The 22,404-nt window shown below is 65.9% G+C and carries 21 protein-coding genes; 12 read left to right on the top strand and 9 right to left on the bottom strand.

The annotated features are described in order from the left end of the window. Positions 1-18: 18 nt before the first annotated feature. From grpE to V3G39_04205, 6 genes are all read left to right on the top strand, one after another. Positions 19-663: a nucleotide exchange factor GrpE gene (gene grpE / locus V3G39_04180; GenBank protein ID XAS77253.1), complete on the top strand. Its 645-nt coding sequence runs from the start codon at positions 19-21 to the stop codon at positions 661-663. Between the two features lie 120 nt (positions 664-783). Further along, positions 784-1,803, top strand: coding sequence for a DnaJ C-terminal domain-containing protein (locus V3G39_04185; GenBank protein XAS77254.1), 1,020 nt, complete (start codon positions 784-786; stop codon positions 1,801-1,803). Positions 1,804-1,808: 5 nt separating this feature from the next. Next, on the top strand, positions 1,809-2,243 hold the full coding sequence (locus tag V3G39_04190; GenBank protein ID XAS77255.1) for a MerR family transcriptional regulator: 435 nt from the start codon (positions 1,809-1,811) through the stop codon (positions 2,241-2,243). 58 nt (positions 2,244-2,301) lie between these two features. Next, positions 2,302-3,117: a PfkB family carbohydrate kinase gene (locus tag V3G39_04195; protein XAS77256.1), complete on the top strand. Its 816-nt coding sequence runs from the start codon at positions 2,302-2,304 to the stop codon at positions 3,115-3,117. After that, on the top strand, positions 3,105-4,379 hold the full coding sequence (locus V3G39_04200; protein ID XAS77257.1) for a chloride channel protein: 1,275 nt from the start codon (positions 3,105-3,107) through the stop codon (positions 4,377-4,379). The genes V3G39_04195 and V3G39_04200 overlap by 13 nt, the downstream gene beginning before the upstream one ends. Before the next feature lie 12 nt (positions 4,380-4,391). Then, complete coding sequence (locus tag V3G39_04205) at positions 4,392-4,655, top strand: hypothetical protein (GenBank protein ID XAS77258.1); 264 nt, start codon at positions 4,392-4,394, stop codon at positions 4,653-4,655. 11 nt (positions 4,656-4,666) lie between these two features. On the opposite strand, the gene V3G39_04210 is transcribed toward V3G39_04205, so the two are convergent. From V3G39_04210 to V3G39_04230, 5 genes are all read right to left on the bottom strand, one after another. Beyond that, on the bottom strand, positions 4,667-5,533 hold the full coding sequence (locus V3G39_04210; GenBank protein ID XAS77259.1) for a hypothetical protein: 867 nt from the start codon (positions 5,531-5,533) through the stop codon (positions 4,667-4,669). A 132-nt stretch (positions 5,534-5,665) separates the two neighbouring features. Continuing rightward, positions 5,666-6,142 (bottom strand): SRPBCC family protein, encoded by a 477-nt coding sequence (locus V3G39_04215; protein ID XAS77260.1) that lies wholly within the window; start codon positions 6,140-6,142, stop codon positions 5,666-5,668. A 164-nt stretch (positions 6,143-6,306) separates the two neighbouring features. Continuing rightward, positions 6,307-6,783: an SRPBCC family protein gene (locus tag V3G39_04220; GenBank protein XAS77261.1), complete on the bottom strand. Its 477-nt coding sequence runs from the start codon at positions 6,781-6,783 to the stop codon at positions 6,307-6,309. Positions 6,784-6,896: 113 nt separating this feature from the next. Continuing rightward, positions 6,897-8,042 (bottom strand): SGNH/GDSL hydrolase family protein, encoded by a 1,146-nt coding sequence (locus tag V3G39_04225; GenBank protein XAS77262.1) that lies wholly within the window; start codon positions 8,040-8,042, stop codon positions 6,897-6,899. Positions 8,043-8,076: 34 nt separating this feature from the next. Further along, complete coding sequence (locus tag V3G39_04230; GenBank protein XAS77263.1) at positions 8,077-10,038, bottom strand: primary-amine oxidase; 1,962 nt, start codon at positions 10,036-10,038, stop codon at positions 8,077-8,079. 360 nt (positions 10,039-10,398) lie between these two features. Here V3G39_04230 and V3G39_04235 point away from each other — a divergent pair, with 360 nt between their 5' ends. Together V3G39_04235 and clpB are read left to right on the top strand one after the other, a co-directional pair. After that, on the top strand, positions 10,399-11,136 hold the full coding sequence (locus V3G39_04235; protein XAS77264.1) for a CDP-diacylglycerol O-phosphatidyltransferase: 738 nt from the start codon (positions 10,399-10,401) through the stop codon (positions 11,134-11,136). A 109-nt stretch (positions 11,137-11,245) separates the two neighbouring features. Next, positions 11,246-13,819 carry an ATP-dependent chaperone ClpB gene (gene clpB, locus V3G39_04240; GenBank protein ID XAS77265.1) on the top strand — a complete coding sequence of 858 codons (2,574 nt, stop codon included), beginning with the start codon at positions 11,246-11,248 and terminating at the stop codon, positions 13,817-13,819. A gap of 91 nt (positions 13,820-13,910) precedes the next feature. Here clpB and V3G39_04245 read toward each other — a convergent pair whose 3' ends face one another. The 3 genes from V3G39_04245 to V3G39_04255 all read right to left on the bottom strand — a co-directional run bounded on the left by V3G39_04245 (position 13,911) and on the right by V3G39_04255 (position 15,562). Continuing rightward, on the bottom strand, positions 13,911-14,279 hold the full coding sequence (locus V3G39_04245; GenBank protein ID XAS77266.1) for a hypothetical protein: 369 nt from the start codon (positions 14,277-14,279) through the stop codon (positions 13,911-13,913). A 47-nt stretch (positions 14,280-14,326) separates the two neighbouring features. Then, positions 14,327-14,560: a hypothetical protein gene (locus tag V3G39_04250; protein ID XAS77267.1), complete on the bottom strand. Its 234-nt coding sequence runs from the start codon at positions 14,558-14,560 to the stop codon at positions 14,327-14,329. 138 nt (positions 14,561-14,698) lie between these two features. Beyond that, a complete protein-coding gene (locus V3G39_04255; protein ID XAS77268.1) occupies positions 14,699-15,562 on the bottom strand; it encodes an alpha/beta hydrolase in 864 nt (287 codons plus the stop codon). 114 nt (positions 15,563-15,676) lie between these two features. On the opposite strand from V3G39_04255, the gene V3G39_04260 reads away from it, so the two are divergent. Both V3G39_04260 and V3G39_04265 read left to right on the top strand, forming a co-directional pair. Next, positions 15,677-16,402, top strand: a complete 726-nt coding sequence (locus tag V3G39_04260; protein ID XAS77269.1) for an LppX_LprAFG lipoprotein — start codon at positions 15,677-15,679, stop codon at positions 16,400-16,402. After that, the gene (locus V3G39_04265) at positions 16,386-18,134 is read left to right on the top strand and encodes an MFS transporter (GenBank protein XAS77270.1); all 1,749 of its coding nucleotides are present in this window, start codon (positions 16,386-16,388) and stop codon (positions 18,132-18,134) included. Before V3G39_04260 ends, V3G39_04265 begins: the two co-directional genes overlap by 17 nt. A 66-nt stretch (positions 18,135-18,200) precedes the next feature. On the opposite strand, the gene V3G39_04270 is transcribed toward V3G39_04265, so the two are convergent. Further along, positions 18,201-19,700 (bottom strand): NAD(P)/FAD-dependent oxidoreductase, encoded by a 1,500-nt coding sequence (locus V3G39_04270; protein XAS77271.1) that lies wholly within the window; start codon positions 19,698-19,700, stop codon positions 18,201-18,203. Positions 19,701-19,778: 78 nt separating this feature from the next. On the opposite strand from V3G39_04270, the gene V3G39_04275 reads away from it, so the two are divergent. Further along, positions 19,779-21,206 carry a DUF1338 family protein gene (locus tag V3G39_04275; protein XAS77272.1) on the top strand — a complete coding sequence of 476 codons (1,428 nt, stop codon included), beginning with the start codon at positions 19,779-19,781 and terminating at the stop codon, positions 21,204-21,206. Beyond that, positions 21,203-22,384 carry an FAD-binding oxidoreductase gene (locus V3G39_04280; protein ID XAS77273.1) on the top strand — a complete coding sequence of 394 codons (1,182 nt, stop codon included), beginning with the start codon at positions 21,203-21,205 and terminating at the stop codon, positions 22,382-22,384. The genes V3G39_04275 and V3G39_04280 overlap by 4 nt, the downstream gene beginning before the upstream one ends. The last annotated feature ends 20 nt before the right edge of the window (positions 22,385-22,404 follow it).

Consider the following 22,404-nt stretch of genomic DNA (forward strand, 5'->3'; position numbering starts at 1 on the left):
AACAAGCGAGGAGCTCCAGTGAACGCTGAAAACAATCCCGAGAAGCCCGCCACGAACGACTCGCAGGAGTCTGCCGGGAGCGACAGCGCCTTCGGCGGCGCCGTAGGCGATGACTTGCCCGGTGGCGAGCAGCCCTCGTCGTCGACCCGCGCCGACGTACCGCCGGACGGTTTCGATGCCGAACGGTTCGAAGCGCAGTTCGACACCGCCGCACAGGCCGGCAACGAGCACCCCGACACGGTCCTTGCTCGCGAGCGCCTGGAAGACGTTCGTCGCGTACAGGCGGAATACGTCAACTACAAGCGTCGTGTCGACCGCGACCGAGAGGTGCAGCGCGATCTGACCACCAGTTCGATGGTCGAGTCGCTCCTACCGGTGTTGGACGATTTCCACCTCACCCGGGAGCACGGAGATCTCGAAGGCACCCCGTTCGAGAAGATCGCCGACAAGTTGGAGTCGACACTCGGCAAATACGGTGTCGAGCGCTTCGGCGCGGTAGGCGACGCGTTCGATCCCGCTCAGCACGAAGCATTGATGAACGTGGAGGCGGAACTGCCATCGGGCACTACTGTCACGACGGTCGTCCAGGTGATGCAGCCCGGCTACCGAATCGGCGAGCGCATCGTCCGGCCGGCCAGGGTCGCAGTTGCCGACCCCACGTAACAAGCCACACCCCCCTCGTCGAGCGGCGGGGTCCACCGTCGGGTGGCGTGCATATAACGCCGCCACCGGATGCGGGACTCCGCCGCTCGGTGGAGTCACTACGAAAGGAGCGCGCTGAGGATGGCAAGTCAGGACTGGCTGGACAAGGATTTCTACGCGATTCTCGGCGTCTCCAAAGACGCATCGAACGCGGAGATCAAGAAGGCATACCGCAAGCTCGCTCGCAAGTGGCACCCGGATCAGAACTCCGGGGATGTCGCAGCCGAGCAGAAGTTCAAGGACATCGGCGAAGCGAATTCGGTCCTGTCCGACACCGAACGCCGCAAAGAGTACGACCAGCTGCGTCAGATGGTCGGCGGCGGCGCACGTTTCCAGGCCGGTGGCCCGGGCGGTATGCCCGGAAGTGGAGCGGGCGGCGGCGCGGGCGGTTTCGAAGATCTCTTCTCCCAGTTCGGGGGAGCGCGAACCGCGTCCGGCGGCGGTGGGCAGCAGTTCAACCTCGATGACATCCTGGGCCGGTTCGGCGGCGGCGGCGGTTCCCCGTTCGGCGGTGCGGGCGGGGCCGGCGGCTACTCAGGTGGCGGTTTCGGCGCACCCAGCAAGGGCGCCGACCTGGAAGCTCGCACGACCCTGGCCTTCCGTGCCGCGTTCGAGGGTCAGACGATGACGTTACGGGCCGCCGACGGCGCCAGCGTCAAGGTCAAGATCCCGGCAGGCGTCAAAGACGGACAGACGATCCGGGTAAGGGGCAAAGGCCAGCGTGGCGAGGCCGGACCCGGCGATCTGCTCCTGCGTGTCACCGTCCAACCGCACGAGGTCTTCGGCAGGGACGCCAACAACCTCACGGTCGACCTGCCCGTCACTTTCGCCGAAGCGGCACTCGGTGCGACGGTTTCGGTGCCCACCATGGACGGTTCGCAGGTCAAGGTGAAGGTCGCACCCGGCACGCCGTCGGGTCGCAAACTGCGCCTGAAAGGACGCGGGGTGAAGACGTCCTCGAGCACCGGCGATCTGATCGCGACGATCGAGGTCATCGTGCCGACCGAGCTCACCGATGAGATTCGCGCTGCTGTCGAGACACTCGCTCAGCACACCGAGGCCGACCCCCGCGCGGAGTTGTTCGCGAAAGCCCGCGGGTAGTAGCCGTGGCATCCATCCGTCCGGGTGACGACGACCCGGTCTACGTCATCTCGGTCGCGGCCGAGCTGGCCGGGATGCACGCGCAGACGCTGCGCCAGTACGACCGGCTCGGGCTCGTCACCCCATCCCGCACCGGAGGTGGTGGCCGGCGCTATTCCGGGCGTGACGTGCAGTTGCTGCGGGAGGTGCAGCGGCTGTCCCAGGAAGAGGGCGTCAGCCTCGCGGGTATCGCTCGCATCCTGTCGTTGCAGGACGAGGTGGAGACGCTGCAGTCGCAGGTGCGGCAGTTGCAACAGGGGCTCGAACAGGCCCGCCTCGTGGCACAGGCGCGGGTGTTCGCGGCCGGTTCGGACGGTCAGATCGTCGCGCTGCGCCCCGGGCAACGCGCTGATCGACCTCGGTCAGGCACCTCACTGGTGCTCTGGGGTCAACGCATCTAGATCTGCCGGCGGTCATCGCCTGCGTACCGGTCTCAAGATTCTGTGATGGGATCCAACGGTGGCAGATGTGATTGTGCTCGGTTCGCTGAACATTGATCTCGTGGCTCGGGTCGGCCATTTGCCGAGCCCCGGCGAGTCGGTGACAGCGGTTGATTTCCTGCAACGTCCCGGCGGCAAGGGCGCCAACCAGGCAGCTGCGGCAGCACGCGCCGGCGCGAGCACCCGGCTGATCGGGTGTGTGGGCGCCGACGACGAGGGCACCATGTACCGGAACGCGTTGAAAACACACTCCGTCGACGTCTGCGGTGTGCGGGCGGTGTCTGGCGAGGTCACCGGACGTGCGTTGATCGTCGTTGACTGCGCCGGGGAGAACCACATCGTCGTGGTCCCCGGCGCGAATGGTTTCACAGGTGAGCCGGAGGTCAGAGCACTCCACCTCAGGCCCGACGACGTGCTGTTGCTGCAACACGAGGTGCCTGCGCCGACCGTACGGGCGGCCGCGCGGGCTGCTCGCGAAGCCGGCTGCACGGTGCTTCTGAATCCTTCCCCCTGGCGAGGCCTTGATCGCGTTTTGTTCGATGACTGCGATGCGTTGATCGTCAGTGTCGGCGAGGCCGAGAGATTGCGCGACGAGGGATACGACACGTCGCGCGCCATCATCACCGCGGGGGGCGAGGGGGCCAGCTGGGGCGACCTGCACGTCGACGCGGCACATGTTGCGGTTCTCGACACCACCGGTGCCGGCGATGCCTTCGCGGGCACGCTGGCCGCAGCGCTGGCCCAGGGTAGGGACCGGGACGCGGCGCTGCACGCTGGCGTCGCAGCAGGCGGGAGGGCGGTCATGCACGAAGGTGCGCAGCCGTGGTCTTTCTGATCTCCTGGCTGGCCGCTCGGCGCAAGGTCGTCATCGCGGTGGTGCTGACCGGGTTGTCCGCCGGTCTCGGCGGTATTGCACTGACCTGGGTCCTGCACCTGACTCAGCACCTGGCCTTCGGGTATGTCGAGGAAAGCTTCCTGCCCGGGGTGGAGCAGGCGTCCCCGGCGCATCGGATCGCCGCGTTGGTGGTCGGTGGGCTCCTGGTCGGCCTCGGCTGGTGGGCACTGGAGCGGTGGGCCCGTAGTGAGGACGTGTCGGTCAAGGCCGCACTCGCGGGCGATACGCCGAGGCTCCGCGTGCGGGCATCGGTGTTCGACGCCGTCCTGCAGGTGGTGGGAGTCGGCGCGGGAGCATCGCTGGGCCGCGAAGGTGCCCCCCGGCAGGTAGGCGCGGCGCTGGCCGGCTGGCTCGGTGAGCGCCTGGATCTGGATGAGGGAACCCGTCGTACGTTGATGGCTGCGGGCGCGGGGGCAGGACTGGCAGCGGTCTACAACGTGCCCATCAGCGGGGTGATCTTCACTCTGGAGGTGCTCCTCGCATCGTGGGCCTGGCGAAACGTCCTGCTTGCCGCTGCTACGTCGCTGATCGCCACAGTCATCACGTGGCCGATTCTGGGCACTCATTCGGCGTACGACGTGCAGGGCCTTCACCTGGATCTCTCGGTGCTCGTCTGGGTGCTGCTCGCCGGGCCGGTGCTGGGTGCTGGTGGAGTCGTCTTCACCGCATTGATGCGAGTCGCCCGCGGCCGGATTCCAAGTGGCCGCGCCAGGGTGGTGACCACGGTGGGCGCGTTCCTTCTGCTGGGTGGGCTCGCTGCGTTCTATCCGCAAGTTCTGGGCAATGGCAAGGGCCCCACCCAGGTCGCCTTCACCGGCAGCGTTTCGTTGATGCTCGCCATTGTCCTGGTCGTGCTCAAACCCGTCGCGACCGCGCTCTGCCTGGCGGGGGGAGCGCGCGGTGGATTGCTGACTCCCTCGCTGTCCACCGGTGCGCTGCTCGGGGTGGCGACCGGGGTGATCTGGCAGCACCTTTGGCCGGGTGCTCCAGTAGTGGATTTCGCGGTCATCGGCGCTGCGTCCATGCTCGCTGTCACCCAGCGAGCGCCGGTACTCGGTACCGTACTGACCCTGGAATTCATCGGCGGGGGCCTCACTTTGCTGCCCGCCCTGCTCATCTGCGTGATGTTGGCGACCCTCACCGCCCGAGCCCTGGATGGGCGCTCACCGCGTGTTGCCGGAATCAGTGGACTACGCGTTTGACAGGATGTCACCGTGCTGGAATACCTGCTGATCTTTCCCGAGCGTGAGGACGCGGAGGACGTCGCCGAGGAGTTACGGGAGGAAGAGACCTTCACCTCGGTGCGGGTGGTCCAGGAGGCGCTCGCCGGAGAAGACGATGCGGAATCGCACGAGTGGGCGGTGTACGTCAGCCTGGACACCATCGATGACATCACGAGCGCCCCCGCGCAGGCATTGCTGGAGCGCTTCACCGGGCTGGCGCAGGACCACGAAGGGTGGCTCGACGAGCGCGTCTGAAGCTTGCTGCTCTAACTGCTGGTCGACGGTGACGGGGGGGTCACCTGAGGGCAGGCGGGCGATGGCGGTGTGGCCGGCGCGACATCCCCGTCCAACCCTGCACCTTCGGCGCGCGTCAGCAAGTTCATGACGCCTTCTCCGAACGGCGAACTGAACGATCGTTGTGCCTTGCAGCCACCTTGATCGCGGCCCCCGATGACACCGATGACCCGTTCCACGTCATTGGTGCCGTACACCGTCCAAGGGCTGCCGCTGGACCCGTCGACATACCCGTCGCATCGGAACGTGGGGTTGCCTCGATTGTTGGTGGTGATGAGCGTCGTGCAGGCCAGCGATCGGTCATTGTGGCCGCTGTTGAAGCCTTGGACAGTCATCGCCGTGGGTTGAGTGGGGGTCGTTCCGAGAGAAACGGCGCCTGTCACGTTCTGCAACTTCTGCATCTGCCCGCCCACGATCTGCGGAGCGACCCGCATGATCGCGAAGTCGTCAGCTTCGGACTGGGTCGAGGACCACGCCCGGTCCACGAACACCGCGACCACAGACCAGGTGCCGTAAGGCCTTTTCCCCGAGTCGTATCCGGGAACGACGGTCATACCCGTTCCATCGCCGTTGAGGCAGTGCGCCGCCGTGATGAGCAGATCGTGGGTAGAACTGGCGATCACGCCTGCGCTGCACGAGTGGTCTGTCGCGTTGGGGTAGAAGACTGCGGCGACGGTCGATGGTGCGGTGGCAGGGTGAGCCTCGGCCGGCGGACCTGACGCGCTCGCCCTATGCGCGTTCGCTACCGATCCCGTGGCGGAGACCGAAGCCTTGGAGTTGGCTGCTGTGGCGGACGGCGCGCCGGTGGAGGCCTCCCAGACACCAGCGCCTGTCAGCACCGACACGACTGTGACGGCAGCTGCTATGACGGCTGGTCTCTTTGGCACCACACTGCCAAACTACCGCCTGACCCTGGGAGAGCGCAGGCGGTAGTTGATGATTCAGCTGCTCAGCCGAATCAGTTTCGAATATCAGTGGTGCTTGACGTCCGACACTGCTGAGGCGAGGTTCGCGAGCGAATTCTCCAGGTCCTTCTGCGGGATCAGCGGGAAGGTGATCTTGGAAAGCAGATCCTTGTCAGTCACCTTGCTCCAGTCGTAGGTCAGGGTCACCTCGGTCGAGTCCGGGCCCTGCTGCTGCAGGTCATAGACCCACTCCCATCCGGGAGGCTCGGTGCCGGCGGGAGCGGTCTTCCAGGCGATCAGCTTGTCATCGGCGAAACCGGTGACGTGGTTGTCGACCTGGTACTCACCACCCATGTGGTCACCCTCCATGTCCATGGTGAACACGTCGCCGACCTTGGTGATGCGCTGCGGATTGTCTGCCCCGCGCACGAAGCCGGAACCATCCAGTTCCTTGTGTCGGCTCGGGTCGGTCAGCACGTTGAAGATGACCTGGGCAGGCTCATCAATCTGTCGTTGGACCACGATCTTCTTGTCATCAGTCATACCTCCACCATGAACTGCCGGGGGTGGTCGGCGCAACGTGGGGTCCGCCAGCAACCCGGCACTCGACGGGCGAGTCGTCATCAGAAGCCCCCATTTCGCCCGGGAACCCGACTCTGGACCGGCATGTCGACATAAGACGCGTGCGTCCGGACGTTCGACAGACGTCAGTGGGATCTCTCGGCCTCGGCAATTGCCTTGATGGCTGCCAACGTCACCGGTATACCCGCCACGGCCCACTGTCGTCGTACCTCGATCTGGTGGTCGGCATCGGAGCCGCGGGTCTCTGCAAACATCTCCAGACCGGCCGGCAGGAATTCCCAGCTCTCGGTGATTTTCGTGCTGGCGCTGTCCACCGGTTCCAACAGATAGCCCCACCGAACGGCGCTGTCGCCGACCAGCCAGGCGAACTCCCGGTTGGGGTCGGCCACGGCAACGCGGGATGTGGTCTCCCAGACGCGCCCGTCTGCTTCGTTGCGTCCGGCGAACGACCCGCCGACTCGCAGTGCCTGGCCATCCTGCCACCAGCACTCCTGGCAGATCGGGCTCCATTCACCGGTACGGCCGATATCGGTGATCAGTTCGTAGACCGCCTCGGGGGGTGCGTCGACGACGATTGACTCAGAATGCTGGAAAGGATTCATCCTTCCACGCTAACCAACGCCGCTGCTGGCACTGCCTGAAGGAGCGAGCATTGCGCAGGCCGCGTATCGGTTCCTTTCCGACGTCCGATCCTTGCGCCAGAGTCACTGTTGGCTCAGCGGATGCGTGCAGCGGCCGCTCGGTCCAACGCGCGTAGACCGGCCAGGCCGGCGGCCTGCTGCGCGGTGTCCTCAGAGCGAAGTTGTTGCAGATATCTCTTCAGATCGGCGGTCGGCACGCCCGCCTGCTGCGCTGCTTTGAGTTGGGCGGGTTGGTCCAGCTTCATCGACAGAACAGCGCCGGCAACTGCCTGTACCGAGGGCTGAGTGGCGGTTGCGGTCACCTGCGGTGCGCGGGCGCTCGAGGTGGCGTTGAGCGCGGGGCCGACCAGGCTGGCGTACGCCTGCTGGCCGGGGAAGTTCGGGTGGTAGGAGTCGCCGACGGGGAAGCTGAGGCCATTGATCCAGGGAGCCGCAGCGCACGGTGTATGCCCGGTGAACTGCGACCGTGGGTCCACGAAGTCGAAACCGTACGACGTGGCCGTGGTCGTCAGGAGCGCGTCGAGCTGGTCGACGGCCTTGTTCAGGTCGGTGCGGTCCGGGCCGCTGAAGAAGGTGAGCGCGTCACAGTCGCGGGTGCCGAAAAGATGCGGATAGCCCACGATCGTCACTTTTGCTCGTGGTGCCCGACCCCGGATCTGGGCGAAGAGTGATTTCAGACGGCCCGGAAGCTTGGTTTGCAAGGTAGTGCGGCCGCGCGCGATGGCACCGGTGCAGTCACTCAGCCAGGACGGTGCTCCGCAGGTGAAGAGCACGAAGGCGAAGCCGACATCGTTGCCGCCGATGGTCATCGAGACCCGCGAGGTGCCCGCGCCGAGAGTTCCCAGCTGATTGGTCAGCACGTCCTGGGTCATGGCGCCGCTACACGCTTGGTAGCTCAGTTGCAGGCCGTAGTGTGCTGCGACGAGCGGTGCGTAGCCGCGCTGGGACCGGTAGCAGGAGTCGGTGGAACCGCCCGCCCCGACCCCCGCGGAGTAGGAGTCGCCCAGCACGACGTACGACGATGTGCCGGTGGCTGTTCCCGTCCCGGGAGGTATCACCGTGGCGCTGACCGATGATGGCGCGCTGGTCGTACCCGTCGAAGAGCTCGACGAGGGCGTGGGCGAACCGCCCGAGCACCCGGCTACGACGACAGAGGCGCCAAGCACGACGACGGCGCCGAAGCGCAACCGGTGGGGGTTTCGCTTCGGCGCCGTGATCACTGCGTCATCGTGCCTCAGGCAGCTGGCCGATCCGTCAGTGGCATCCGCCCGGCGCCGGCGCGACGTCGATACCGGGGTTCTGGTTGAAGAAGCCACTCGGCTTCAACCAGAAGGACACGATGTCGGAGGCCATGACCGGCCACTCCTCCGGGCGCGGCACGTGGTGGATGCCGAAGGTGTACCAGAGCACCACGTCGGTGTCGGCTATGTTGCGGTCCGCCTTGGTCCACATCGGCAGGCCTTCATCAATTTTGCTCTGGTTGACGAATTCGCCGCAGGGCCAACGTTGTTCGGAGTCGTACGGCGTCACCCACAGGGAGTGCTCGATGACCCCGGCGCGCGCGATGATCGGCGAGCTGGAGTCCATCATGGCCGGAACGGTCGCCCCGGGCGCGAGCTTGTACGCCACCGGGGTGCCCATCTTGTTGAACCGGTTGGGGTTGGTGACCTTCCAGGCGCGTTGCGTGGACCACTCGTAGTCCTGGATGCCTTCGGACTCGGTCTTCAGCGGCACATTGCGCTGGGTGAGCGCGAGGCCATGCGGGTTGTCCGGGCCGATCGGCACCTGGTATGTCTCCGACATCACGACAGTGTTTCCGGCGGTTGCGCGGTCACCATCGGCGTCCACCGACATATCCAGCCGCGCAGTGATGAAGTGCTGGTGGATCGGCGCATAGGTCTGGTGATCCACGACCGTGCCGTACGGCGGGGGAGTGTCGCCGGCGAAGGGCGTGGTGACCATGATGCCGGTGGCGCGCACCTCGCACTCGATGTTGCCGTCCTCGTAGAAACGCCAGTAGGTGAGGTACTCGTAGTTGGCTACGGTGAAATGGCAGGACACAACCATTCGGCGCATTCGGCGTACTTCGGCGCCGGCGCGTTCGTCGACGTGCTTCCAGAGCACAGCCGCATCTTCTTCGTGCAGGCAGATCGCCTTGGGGATGTCGTAGGGCTCGCCCGCCGTGTCGTGCAGCGTCGCGTCCAGGTAGACGATTTCGCCGAGGCAGTCGCACCCCAGCTGCAGGGACTGCGTCATGAAGCCGATGCCCCACTCGCCGATGTCGTATGCCGTGCGCCGGGCGTGATCAGGCGTGGGATCCCGGTAGGGCACCACCATCTCGGCGAACGACATCCGGTCGGCAATCGAGCGGACGCGGGTCTCGCCGTTCTCGTCCACCCCGTCCTCGTAACCCACGCGGTGGATGACCGGACCCTCGCGGTAGTTGAAGCCGAGCCGCATCCGCCAACGCTGCCAGCGCAGTTCGTTACCGATCAACTCGAAACTGACACCCTCGGGTTGGGTGATCTCCAGCGGTTTGCGATCGGTGCGGACCTGGTAGCCCTCGATGTGCTCTGGGACGTATTCGCCGTCCACCGGGGCGAAGCCACCCGGCAGGTCCGGCGCGCCGTGGTCCTCGATCTCCAGCAGCTCCATCGAGTTCATGTCGACGATGAACTTCAGGCCGCTGACCATGTTGGCGTACGGGTTGGACGTCTCTGCCTTGCGGACCCACACGTCGCACCAGCCCAGGCGTCTGCCGCGGTACTTGTCCGGGATCAGGAAATCGCCGTAGGTCCAGAGGTCCATCAGGACCAGCGACAGGTCGTGCAGGCCGCGACCCGCCAGAGCAGCTATCACGTCGGGGTTCTCCCGCAGTGCGGCGTCGCAGTCGTGGAACTCGTCGTTGGTCGCGTTGGGCTGGTGGCCCGGAATCGCGTCCCAGGAGCTCACAGCGTCATCGGTGATCGACACGATCCCCTGATAGGCGATGTTGTCCTCGCGGTTCCACACGACAACGCGTGCGTCGCGCGCGATGGCGTCGCCGGGGGTGAAGTCACGGACGAGCGCTTTGTCGGGCTCACGCAGTTCGATTGAGGCGACACGCCAACCCGGCCCGACGCTCTTGTCTCGCCGCAGGATCGCGGTCACCGCACGGAATTCGTCGCTCGAGAGCGAATCCAGCGGGTGGTCGGTGGGCAGGTTGGTGTCGGTCACGGGGACTCCTTGTAACGCCAATGAGTGTGCTGCATCACAGCATGACACTGCTGCGATTATTTCGAAAGGAAAGTACCAAGTTGACTCCAGGAGGCCGCAAGGAGGTGCCGATGAGTGATCCAGCGCTGGTAATACCGCGGATTTCGCAATGACGCGGTCACGTGCGGTTGGAGCCAAAACCTGAGGTATCAGCTCTAGGGATCAACGCGCGACCGGAAATATCGGTTATCAGCCGCTCGACAGCATGAGGCGATCTTTTCGTAAGCGCCTCGGCGCAATTTGTCACCTCGATGGAGGCGGCCCGTCGGCGGAAGCTTCATATAACGGCCTGCCAGGGGCGCCCGACTATTGTGGTCCCATATGAGCGAGCCAGCGGTGCGACCCCTCGATCGAGTGGCCGCTGCCGGCGTGCACCTTTACACCTCTATCGGGGTGGTGCTTGCTCTGCTCATGGTGCATCTGGCGTACGCGGGCGAGGTCAGGTGGGTGCTGTGGCTCTTCCTCGCTGCAATGGCCGTTGACGGCACAGATGGTTTCCTGGCCAGGCACTTCCGGGTCAAGGAGGTGATGCCCGGCTTTGACGGGGCGCTGCTGGACAACATCGTCGACTACATCACCTACGCATTTGCTCCGATGGTGCTGCTCTGGAGTGCCGGTTACCTGCCGCATGGATGGGGCGGTGGGGCAGTGGCCTCGGTGCCGCTACTTGCGTCCTGCTATCAGTTCTGCCGCACGGATGCGAAGACCGCCGACCATCTCTTCCTCGGCTTCCCCAGCTACTGGAACATCGCCGCGTTCTATCTGATCGTGCTGGGCGCCAATGTGCTGGTCACCTCGGTCCTGCTGATCCTGCTGTCGGTCATGGTCTTCGTGCCCATCAGCTATGTCTACCCTTCCCGCACCGAGACCGCCTGGCAGCTGACGATGGCGCTGACGGTTGTCTGGTTGGGGCTTTACGCGGTACTGCTCGTCCAGTACCCCCATGTCAGCTGGTGGGCGTTGGTGCTGTCCTTGATCTACATCGCCTACTACGTCGGACTGAGTCTCCGCCTCACTTTCAGGCACGGCCGATCCTGGCGCGGCGACCCTCAAAGTTGAGCGGAATGCACTCAACGTCTGAGGCGTTGCACTAGCCAGACGAACGACGGCGCTCGGACCATCCCTTGTGGACGACGCCTTCCGCCAGACACGCGACCAGGGAGATGACGTGGACCTGCAACTCACGACCAAGGCGCAGGAGGCGGTTTCAGCCGCAGTCCAGAACGCCACGACCGCCGGCAATCCGCAGGTAGAGCCTGCTCACCTACTGCTCGCGCTGACTGAGCAGACCGAGACCACCACCGCGCCCTTGCTGGAAGCGGTCGGTGCGACGGCGGCGGCTGCCGGTGCCGCCGCGCGCAAACTCATCGCGTCGCTGCCCGCAGCGCAGGGTCGGTCGGTAGCCCAGCCGTCGATGTCTCGTGCCTTCGTCAACGTGCTGGAGCAGGGCCGCGCAGCAATGACGGCGATGGGCGACACCTTCACCTCCACCGACCACCTGCTGCTCGCGCTCGCCCGAACGGGTGATTTCGGTCTGGATGCGGAAGCCATCGGGGCCGCCATACCGACCACGCGAGGTGGGGCCAAGGTGACGTCTGCCCAGCCCGAGGGCACGTTCGAGGCGCTGGAGAAGTACGGCACCGACCTGACAGCCGTCGCGCGCGAAGGCAAGCTGGACCCGGTCATCGGGCGTGATTCGGAGATCCGCCGGGTTGTGCAGGTGCTGTCTCGGCGTACCAAGAACAACCCGGTGCTGATCGGTGAGCCCGGGGTGGGCAAGACCGCCGTCGTCGAAGGACTCGCTCAGCGAATCGTCGCCGGTGACGTGCCGGAGTCGTTGCGGGACAAGCGCCTCATCAGTCTCGACCTCGGCGCGATGATCGCGGGCGCGAAGTTCCGCGGTGAATTCGAGGAGCGGCTGAAGGCGGTGCTGGAGGAGATCAAGAACTCCGGTGGCCAGGTCGTCACGTTCATCGACGAACTGCACACCGTCGTGGGCGCCGGCGCGACCGGCGAGGGCGCCATGGACGCCAGCAACATGCTCAAGCCGATGCTGGCGCGCGGTGAGTTGCGGCTGGTCGGCGCGACAACGCTGGACGAGTTCCGCGAGCGCATCGAGAAGGACCCCGCACTGGAGCGACGTTTCCAACAGGTGTACGTCGGTGAGCCGAGCGTTCCGGACACGATTGCAATCCTGCGTGGCCTCAAAGAACGCTACGAGAGTCATCACCGCGTCGCCATCGCTGACGCGGCGCTGGTCGCGGCGGCGTCGTTGTCCGATCGCTACATCACCGCCCGTCAGCTGCCCGACAAGGCGATCGACCTGATCGACGAGGCCGCCTCGCGGTTGCGGATGGAGATCGACTCCTCACCCGTCGAGATCGATGAGCTACGCCGCTCGGTGGATCGCTTGAAGATGGAGCAGCTGCACCTGGAGAACGAGACCGATGCCGCGTCCATGGACCGGTTGGAACGGCTGCGAGCCGATCTGGCCGACCGGCAGGAGCAGCTCGCAGCGCTGAACGCGCGGTGGGAGGCCGAAAAGGCGGGCCTGAACAAGGTTGGCGACCTCAAGGCGCAGATCGACGAACTACGCACCCAGGCAGACCGGTTGGAGCGCGAGGGCGATCTGGGCCACGCCTCCAAGATTCGCTTCGGCGACCTGCCCGCAATGGAGTTGCAACTGGCGCAAGCCCAGGCAGCCGAGGCGACATCTTCGACTGCTGGCGCGGCCGGCGAAGGTCTGATGGTGAAGGACGAAGTGGGCGCCGACGACATCGCCGAGGTCATCTCGGCATGGACAGGTATCCCCGCCGGGCGGCTGCTGGAGGGCGAGACCGACAAGCTGCTGCGGATGGAGCAGTTCCTCGGTGAACGCCTCATCGGGCAAGCCGCCGCCGTCGGGTCCGTGTCGGACGCAGTGCGACGTTCGCGCGCGGGCGTGTCCGATCCGGACCGCCCGACCGGGTCCTTCCTTTTCCTCGGACCGACCGGTGTCGGCAAGACGGAGCTGGCGAAGTCACTTGCGGACTTCCTCTTCGATGACGAGCGCGCGATGGTGCGCATCGACATGTCGGAGTACTCCGAGCGGCACGCCGTCGCTCGGTTGATCGGCTCCCCACCCGGCTACGTCGGTTACGAGGAGGGCGGCCAGCTCACCGAAGCGGTGCGGCGTCGCCCGTACTGCGTCGTGTTGCTGGATGAGGTCGAGAAGGCGCACCCGCAGACCTTCGACATCCTGCTGCAGGTGCTGGACGACGGACGGCTGACCGACGGGCAGGGCCGCACCGTCGACTTCCGTAACGTCATCCTGATCATGACCAGCAATCTGGGGTCGCAGTTCCTGATCGACCCGACGCTGTCCGCGCAGGCGAAACACGAGTCGGTCATGACGGCGGTGCGCACGTCGTTCAAGCCGGAATTCCTCAACCGGCTCGACGAGGTGGTCATCTTTGATCCGCTGAGCAAGCCCGAGCTCGCCAGGATCGTCGACCTTCAGGTCGCGGCAATGGGTCGACGGTTGACCGACCGTCGGATCGAGCTGAAGGTCAGCCCGGCCGCACGCGAGTGGTTGGCCGACGAGGGGTACGACCCGGCCTACGGCGCCCGCCCGCTGCGTCGTCTGGTCCAGAAGGAGATCGGGGACCGCTTGGCGCGGGCCCTTCTCTCCGGCGCTGTGCTCGACGGGCAGACAGTGCACGTCGACAAACCCGACGGTGAGTCCGCGCTGACCCTCACCTGAAGCCAAGCCAAGCCGAGTGGCAGGCATATGTTTCGAGCGGCGCACTCATGAGTGCGCCGCTCGAAATTGTCTTATGCCACTCGGCGAGTGGTTATCGACGTCGAAAGACTTTCTTTGCCACGACCTCGACGAACGGGACCAGGGTCCGCACTGATCCAGGGCGGACCGCGCTGTTACCGGTGACGAGGCGCCCGATCACGGAATGCTCACCGTGCCCGAGGCTGATGACGGTCCCTCGTGGACCCTCGATAGCGAGATGAACCCCCATGTCGGACATGGTCTGCGCTGCTCTGCCCACCGAACGTAGCCCGCTGAGGTTGCCGACCTCGTCGGGCAGAGATGCCTGGGTCAGGCTTGACCACATCAGATGAGGGACGTCGCTGCGCAGCACCAGGTGCTGCCCGTGCCCTTCGAGGTGGGCCGAATGACCATCCACGGTGATGTCGAGGTCAGCGGTCACGGAGAGGACCGCTGGGGACGGCAGTCCACTGCCGCCCCCAGGGATGGTCACTCCGTTGATGCGTTCTCAGAAGTGGTGATGCGCAACGTGCCGTGCAGTCGCCACGTGGCCCGCTCCGAGTCGGCGCCGGTGCTCTTCGGGACCTCGACGAGCATGTCGACGAACTGGTAGTTGATTGCGGCCCCCCTACCGGTGAGGTAGGACCACAGTTCTTTACCGAAGTCGGCGAAACTGGTGGGTTCTTTGGTTTCACTGGAGATGTTGCTCGTGTGCTCGCTCAAGGTGTGCTCCTGGTGTGCGGAATCTTGCGACGGAGAACTGCCGAACTGGCGCTTGGTAGCGCCAGTTGTATCCTCCACCACCCCCTGCGGCTGCATGCAGGGCGGGGGGCCACGACCCGGTTGGTCCAGCGCGCCACTTCATCCCGACTCGGGCCCGCCCCGCAGGATCGTGGCCAGCAACTGGGGTACCTCGTACGGCGTCATGTGCCCGACACCCTCCACGACGCGTAGTTCAGCGCCCGGGATGGCCTCTGCAAGGACCGTGCCCAACCGCGTGGAGGTCAGTCGATCGCGGGTGCCCACCACAACCACTACCGGCACCTTCGCAAGAGTTGCCGCTGCTGCGGTCTCGTCGTGCATCATCAGCGCACCGTAGAACGATCCGAACGCCCGCAAGCTGGTCCTCGACGTGACCGCCCGGGACGCTTCGAGTAACGCCGGGTCGGGGTGCTCGCCGTACAAGGTGGCCTGGTTCTTGGGCGTGACCGCCCGCCCGAGCCGCCCCGGGGTATGCGCCAGGATGCGCGTTGCGGTTTTCGCCCCGCGCACCTTCACGCCGTTCAGATTGCTGATCGCGGTTGAGGCCAGCAACACCCGCTGCACGCGGTCGGCGAAGTAGTAGGGATGCGCGCCGGCAAACGCCATCACGCTCATGCCGCCCATCGAATGCCCGCCCAACACCAGGGGCGAATCGTCCGGTACGCATGATGAGATGACCTCAGCGAGGTCGGAGCCGAGGCGGCGTACCGACTCCCGCTGCGGCCTGTCGGCCCCACCGCTGAAGGTCGACGTTCCGTGACCACGCTGGTCATACGTCACGACTCTTATTTCGTCCGGTAACAAACGGGCGACCTGGTCCCAGGACTGGTGCGCCAAGGTCCACCCATGGGAGAGCACCACGGTCGTTGCGGACGATGCACCGGCAGGTTCGCGGATGTATGCCGCCAGCCGGGCCCCGTCGGTGGTGGTCACGGTACGGAGGGCGAAGTGCGATGTGGACATCGCCACAGCACACCACACCCGGTCCGCTGAAATCCCAGCTGACGGAACCCACCATCCTGCGCCACGCGTCCAAGGCTGTGATCCGCACCTACCAGCGCGTATAGGTTGGCCCGCATGCAACGACGTTCGTTCCTCTCCGCCGCAGCTGCCACAACGGTTTCGGCCGCGGTCCTGCTGACCGGCTGCAGCAGCACCAGTGCCAAGAAGACGGCAGCGTCAACCGCGGGTGAGTCACCGACGCAGCGGTTGACGACAGCGAAAAAGGTGGTCGACTCGACAGCGGGCTTCCACCTCGATGTGACGTCCAAGGATGTACCGTCCACAGCCGGTGGCCTGTTGACTGCTTCGGGCGACGGCTCGAACAAGCCCGTTTTCAAGGGCGACCTCACCGTTCAGATTGCGGGCGCGAGTGCCAAGGTGCCAGTGGTGGCCATCGACGGCAAGGTGTACGCACAGCTGCCGATTGCGCCCTCGTTCACGGCTATCGACCCCAGCACGTACGGGGCGCCGGACCCCAACGTGTTGCTCTCCTCAGGTGCCGGCGGGCTCTCCTCGTTGCTGCCGATGACACAAAATGCGAAATCCGGTCCGCCACAGCGCAACGGCAGCGAGACGGTTCAGGTCATCAACGGCACGCTGCCGTCCAGCGCGGTTCGTAAGACCTTGGGTTTCGGCAAGGAGTCCACCGGCCTCAGCTATGTCGTGCAGTACCAGATCGGCAGCGGCAATGAGCTACGTCAGGTGCAGTTGAGCGGTCCGTTCTTTGCGGCGGGCGATAAGACCACCTACGTCTTGAAACTGACCAGGTACGGCGAGAAGGTCAATGTCACCAAGCCGTAGCGTCTCCGCGACATCATCTGCCGAAGTCGCCGGCACGAACCCGCGGGCGCTGCTCGCGGTCGCCTCCATCGCGGTCGCGTTGGCCGCAGCCGACACCTACGTGGTCGTACTGGCGTTGACCGACATGATGACCGGTGTCGGAGTCGGCATCGAATCGTTGCAGAAAGCAACGCCGATCATTTCCGGATTCCTGCTGGGGTATGTCGCAGTGCTCCCGCTGATCGGTCGACTCGCCGATGTGCTGGACCGCCAGCGCATCCTGCTCGCCTGCCTCGCGATCTTCGTGGTCGGCTCGGCGATCACGGCGATGGCCTCGGAGCTGTCCGTCCTCGTAGTGGGGCGGGTGCTGCAGGGCCTGGGCGGTGGCGGTTTGGTCCCCGCGACCCTGGCGCTCGTCGCACAACTTTGGCCGCCGGGGGAGCGCGGCACCCCGCTCGGAATCGTGGGCGCGGTCCAGGAGATCGGCAGTGTGCTCGGCCCGCTCATCGGCGCCCTGATCCTGACGATCTGGGACTGGCGGGCGATCTTCTGGGTCAACGCTGTGGCAGGTGTCGCACTCGCAGTGGCGATCCGCATCGTCGGTGGCGCTCCCGCCCCGACGACGCGGGTGAGGCCCTACTGGTGGCGTCCGGTCGCGGTGGTGACGGCGGTGGCCGGGCTCATCGGCGCAGTTCTGCTCACCCTGGCGCTCACTGCACCCTCGGCATTGACATCCTCCATCCGCTGGGGCGCCCCCTTCGTGCCGTACGGCGCACATACCTCGCGGATGCTGACCCCTATCGGGGTGTGGTCGATGATCGCGCTCGGGATCGCTCTGATGCTGGCGGTGCTCCTGGTCTGGCGCGTCTTCGCAAGCGTCGACCTGCCCGGCGCAGCACTGATCGGGCTCGCCCTCGGCGCGTTGATCCTGACGTTCGCGACGTCCGACCCCTCCCGACAGGTCATCGGTCCGCTCGGCCTGTGGCTGCTCCCGATCGCGGTTATCGCGTCCGGGCTCTTCGCCTGGCGGCAACGGGTGATCGCTGATCCCCTCGTGGCCCGCGGCGTCATTCGCGGCAGGGTCACCCCCGCGCTGGTCTGCTCGCTGTTCGCGGGTACGGCCCTGGTCTCGATCATCGTCGACATTCCGCTGCTGGCTCAGTTGACGATCACCGGCAACACCGAGCGTGACGGGGCCTTGATCCTGTTGCGCTTCCTGGTGGCCGTGCCGGTCGGTGCGCTGGCCGGTGGACTGCTGTTGCGTCGTTTCGGTCCTGGCTTGATCGCGCCGGTGGGCTTTGCGTTGACGGCCGCCGGGCTGCTGGTGATGTCGACCTGGGGCAAGGGATCGCTGCAGAGTGCGTCCGCCTGGATCGTGTTGATCGTGGTGGGGTTGGGCATCGGTCTGTCCATCGCGCCCATCAACGACGCGGCGCTCTACGAGGCCACGCCGGATCAGCAGGGCATCGTTTCGGCGCTGGTCGTGGTCAGCCGGATGATCGGCATGGTCGTCGGCCTCGGCCTGCTTACCGCGATCGGACTGCACCAGTTCTACGAGCGGGTCGCCGGTATTACGAATGCCACGGATCGACAGATTGCCGACGCAGCGATCGTGCAGGTGCAGACAATCTTCCTGGGCGCCGCGATCGCCGGATTCGTTGCGGCCGCAGTAGGAATCGCGCTCGGAGTGCGCAAGATCGCGGTGCACCATGTGCTCGGCGAAAGCGTCCCGCGTGAGTCGGTCGAATCCTGAGGGTCCTCGCTTCGGCACAGGACAGCACGCTGGCGTGGTGCGCAGCAACCAGATGCCGATCGAAGATCAGGCAACCGTCGCGGTGTTCGGCGAGCCGGTGAATTCGTAGTCGATCATCTCCGGACGTCGGGTGCGGCGTTCGTACTCCGGCACCGATCCGGGCCACAGCGTGCGGTTGCGGCCGAGTTCGTCCAGGTACCAGCTGTTGCATCCGCCGATCGCCCACACAGTCGAGGAGGTCCGACGATCCAGGGTCGCGAGGTGCGCCTCGGCAACCGCTTCGCGTACTTCGATGGCCCCTGCACCGCGCTCATCCCGTTCGTCCAGCAACTTCACGGTGAGAGCGATCTGCGCCTCGATCATCAAGACGACCGAGTTGTGCCCGAGTGCTGTATTGGGCCCGAGCAGGAAGAACAGGTTGGGAAAATGCGGCACCGTGACCCCGTAGTAGGAGGTGATGCCGCGGTCCCACTCGTGGGCGAGGTCGTGTCCGCCCGATCCGGTGAATCCGAGGTGCCGGTAGGAGCCGGTGACGTCGAATCCGGTGGCGAGCACGAGCACGTCCAGTTCGTGACGGGTGCCATCGACAGTCGTCAGGCCCATCCCGTCAGCAGTAGCCACGGACTCGGTCTCGACGTGCACGTTCTTGCGGGCAAGCGCGGGGTAGTACGTGCTGGAGAAGGTCACCCGCTTGCACCCCAGGGTGTAGCTGGGCGTGAGCTTCCGGCGTAGCACCGGATCTTTGACGGCCTTGGCGATATTGGCTCGCGCCAGGAGCGAGTAGGCCTTCAGCACTGGAACCGCCCGTGAGAACGCGTATCCGCGGATCTCGTTCCACGTCTGGATCTTTGCCCGGTGCGCTTTCATCAACCAGGGGCGCTTCTCGTATGCATCGTGCAGCGATTCGGGGTACTCAGGGTCGATCTTTGGTAGCACCCACGCCGGGGTGCGCTGGAAGACGGTCAGGTGATCGGCATCCTGCGCCAGGTAGGGAATCGCCTGCACCGCGCTTGCTCCGGTGCCGATGATGCCCACCTTGCGACCGAACATGCTGGCGCCCGGATCCCAGGTTGCGGTGTGCATGATCTCGCCGGCGAAGTTCTCCAGACCCGGTATGTCGGGCAGCGACGGGTCGTGCAGCGCGCCGACCCCCAGGACGACGGCTCCCGCGACGAGATGCTGTTCCTCGTCGTCGGCACCGAGCACGGTGAGGTGCCAGACAGACAGGCTCTCGTCGTAGACGCCCCGGGTGACCTGGGCGTCGAACTGCACGTGCTTGCGGACGTCGTACTTCTCCACCACGTAGAGCAGGTAGTCCTGGATCTCGTCGCTGGTGGCGTAGGCGCGCGACCAGTACGGGTTGGGCTCGAAGGAGAAGGAGTAGAGGTGGCTCGGCACATCGCACGCGCACCCGGGATAGCGGTTGTCGCGCCATGTCCCGCCGATGTCGTGGGCCTTCTCCAGCACCGTATAGCTGCGGCCACTGGCCTGCAGCGCGACGGCCATCCCGATCCCGGAGAAACCGCTACCGATGATGACGACGTCGTAATCAACCTGGGCGTCCATGAGCTGACGGTACCTGCCCTGCCAGACTGGGCGCCTGCCGCGAGTGGCTCGGGACCGGCTCGGAGAGGAAGCGCACCCATGGGCGATACCGGGATGATGATCGGCGCCACCGCGTTGCGGGCACAGTTCGCCCGGCGGCTCTCAGACCTGTACGGGCGCGAGGTCCCGGCGTACACGACGTTGCTCCAGGTGTCCCGCGAGGTGAACGACCAGGTGTTGTCCCGCGATGCCGCAGCGGCCCAGCAGTTCGGCTCGATCGACCGGGTCACGGCCGAGCGGCACGGCGCGATCCGGGTGGGTACGCCCCGCGAACTGCGGCAGGTCACCCGGATCTTCGCGGCCCTGGGCATGTACCCGACCGGGTTCTACGATCTGCGGACTGTCGGGAGCCAGCCCGTGCCGGTGATCTCCACTGCCTTCCGCCCGCACGACCGCGACGAGTTGGCCGCCAATCCGTTCCGGGTCTTCACCTCCATGCTGGTGCCGCAGGACCGCCGGTTCTTCGATGCCGACCTGGAGCAGCGACTGCTGCGATTCCTGGACGCGCGCGAGCTGTTCGCGCCGCAGTTGCTCGCGCTGGCGGATCGCGCCGTAGCCGCCGGTGGCCTGTCCGCGGATGACGCCGGAACCTTCATGGAGTTGGCCGCCGCAGCCTTCGCGTTGTCGCCCGAGCCAGTGGATCGCGGCTGGTACGAGGAACTGCAGGCGGTGTCCGGGGTTGCTGCCGACATCGGCGGGGTGGGCAGCACCCATATCAACCACCTGACGCCGCGGGTGCTGGATATCGACGACCTCTATGCATCGATGCAGACGCGTGGGGTGCAGATGATCGACCAGATTCAAGGCCCGCCGAGGTGGAGCGGCCCGGACGTCCTGCTGCGCCAGACCTCCTTCAAGGCGCTTGCCGAGCCGCGCACTTTTCGTGAGAGCGACGGCCGCGTGACGGGCGGTGCATTGCGGGTCAGGTTCGGTGAGGTCGAGGCGCGAGGAGTCGCACTGACGGCACGTGGCCGTGACAGGTACGAGCGGCTCGGCGCCGAGGTGGACCGCCGCTGCGGAGAACGGCCCGATATGGACCGGTCGCAGGTTGCGCAGGATGTCTGGTCCAACGGCTTCCCGGTGACCATGGCCGGGTTGGCGCGCACCGATCTGGCGTACTTCACCTATGACGTGGCGCAGCGCCCGGGCGACGGGACACAGCCACCGGCGTCGCTGACCCAGCTGTTGGACGGTGGCTGGCTGCGCCCGAATCCGATCGTCTACGAGGATTTCCTGCCACGATCGGCGGCGGGCATCTTTGCTTCCAACCTTGGTGGGGAGGGCGACGACAACGACCGGGTTACCCGAGAGGGCGGTGCTCCCCGTGATCGAGAGTGGCTGGCAGCGGCGATCCGGTCTCCAATCTTGCAGCCGGACTCGGCGTATACGCGTGAGCAGGCAACATCATTGGACAGCGCCGCGCAGGCGCTGGGGCTGGACCCGTCGCTGCTGGGATCGCGGAGATGATGACTGCGTCTCAGGGCAGAACATCGCGGCAGCTACCCACGTCGGCGTCCGTGGTCATCATCGGCGGCGGAGTCATCGGGGTCAGCGCGGCCTACCGGCTCGCGGCGGCGGGTGTTGACGATGTAGTGCTGTTGGACAAGGGTGCGCTGGGGTCGGGCTCGACCAGCAAAGCGGCCGGCGGCGTGCGGGCGCAGTTCTCCGACCCGGTCAATATCGCGTTGGCGGCCCGGGGGTTGGAGACGTTCGAGCACTTCTACGAGATGTACGACCAGGAGATCGACTTCCACCAGGTCGGCTACCTTTTCCTGCTGAGTACGGCGCAGACCGTTGAGGCATTCGAGGCCAATGTCGCGCTGCAGCAGCAGATGGGCGTGCCGTCCCGCATGCTCAGCGTCGCCGAAGCCGCCACACTGTCGCCCCTGATCAGCACGGATGGCCTACTGGCCGCGGCTTACTCACCGACGGACGGGCACTGCACCCCTGAGTCCGTCGTTCTCGGTTATGCCTCGGCGGCCCGGCGACACGGCGCGAATCTCCTGCCGAACTGCGCCGTAACGGGTATCGACGTTCGGGACGGTCACGTTCACGCGGTGCACACGGGCAGCGGGTCGATCCGCACCGACGCGGTCATCTGCGCGGCGGGCGCGTGGTCGGCGCAGGTGGGCGACTGGGCCGGTGTCGCGCTGCCGGTCCAGCCGGTGCGCCGCCAGATCCTGGTCACCGAGCCGATACCGGATCTGGCGCCCGACACGCCGTTCACTATCGACTTCGAGACGAGTTTCTACTTCCACGGTGAGGGCCGGGGCCTGCTGATCGGGATGTCCGACCCCGACCAGCAGGCGGGGTTCGAGATCGGCCGCGACGACAGCTGGCTGACCGGGCTCGGCGAGGCAATGGAGCATCGTGCTCCTGCGCTCGTTCAGGCCGGTATAGCGAGCGGGTGGGCAGGGCTGTACGAGATGACCCCCGACCACAATGCGCTCATCGGGCGGTCCGATCAGGTTGACGGATTCCTGTACGCCACCGGGTTCTCGGGGCACGGTTTTCTGATGGGGCCGGCTGTCGGGGAGGTCCTGCGCGACCTCTATCTGCGACGATCGCCATTCGTCGATGTCTCGGCGCTGCGTGCCGAGAGGTTTGCGAGCGCCGATGTGCGCCCCGAATTGAACATCGTATGAAGCCCGCGGCACCTGTCCGC

This window comes from Dermatophilaceae bacterium Sec6.4 (genome assembly GCA_039636865.1).
Lineage (GTDB): Bacteria > Actinomycetota > Actinomycetes > Actinomycetales > Dermatophilaceae > Allobranchiibius.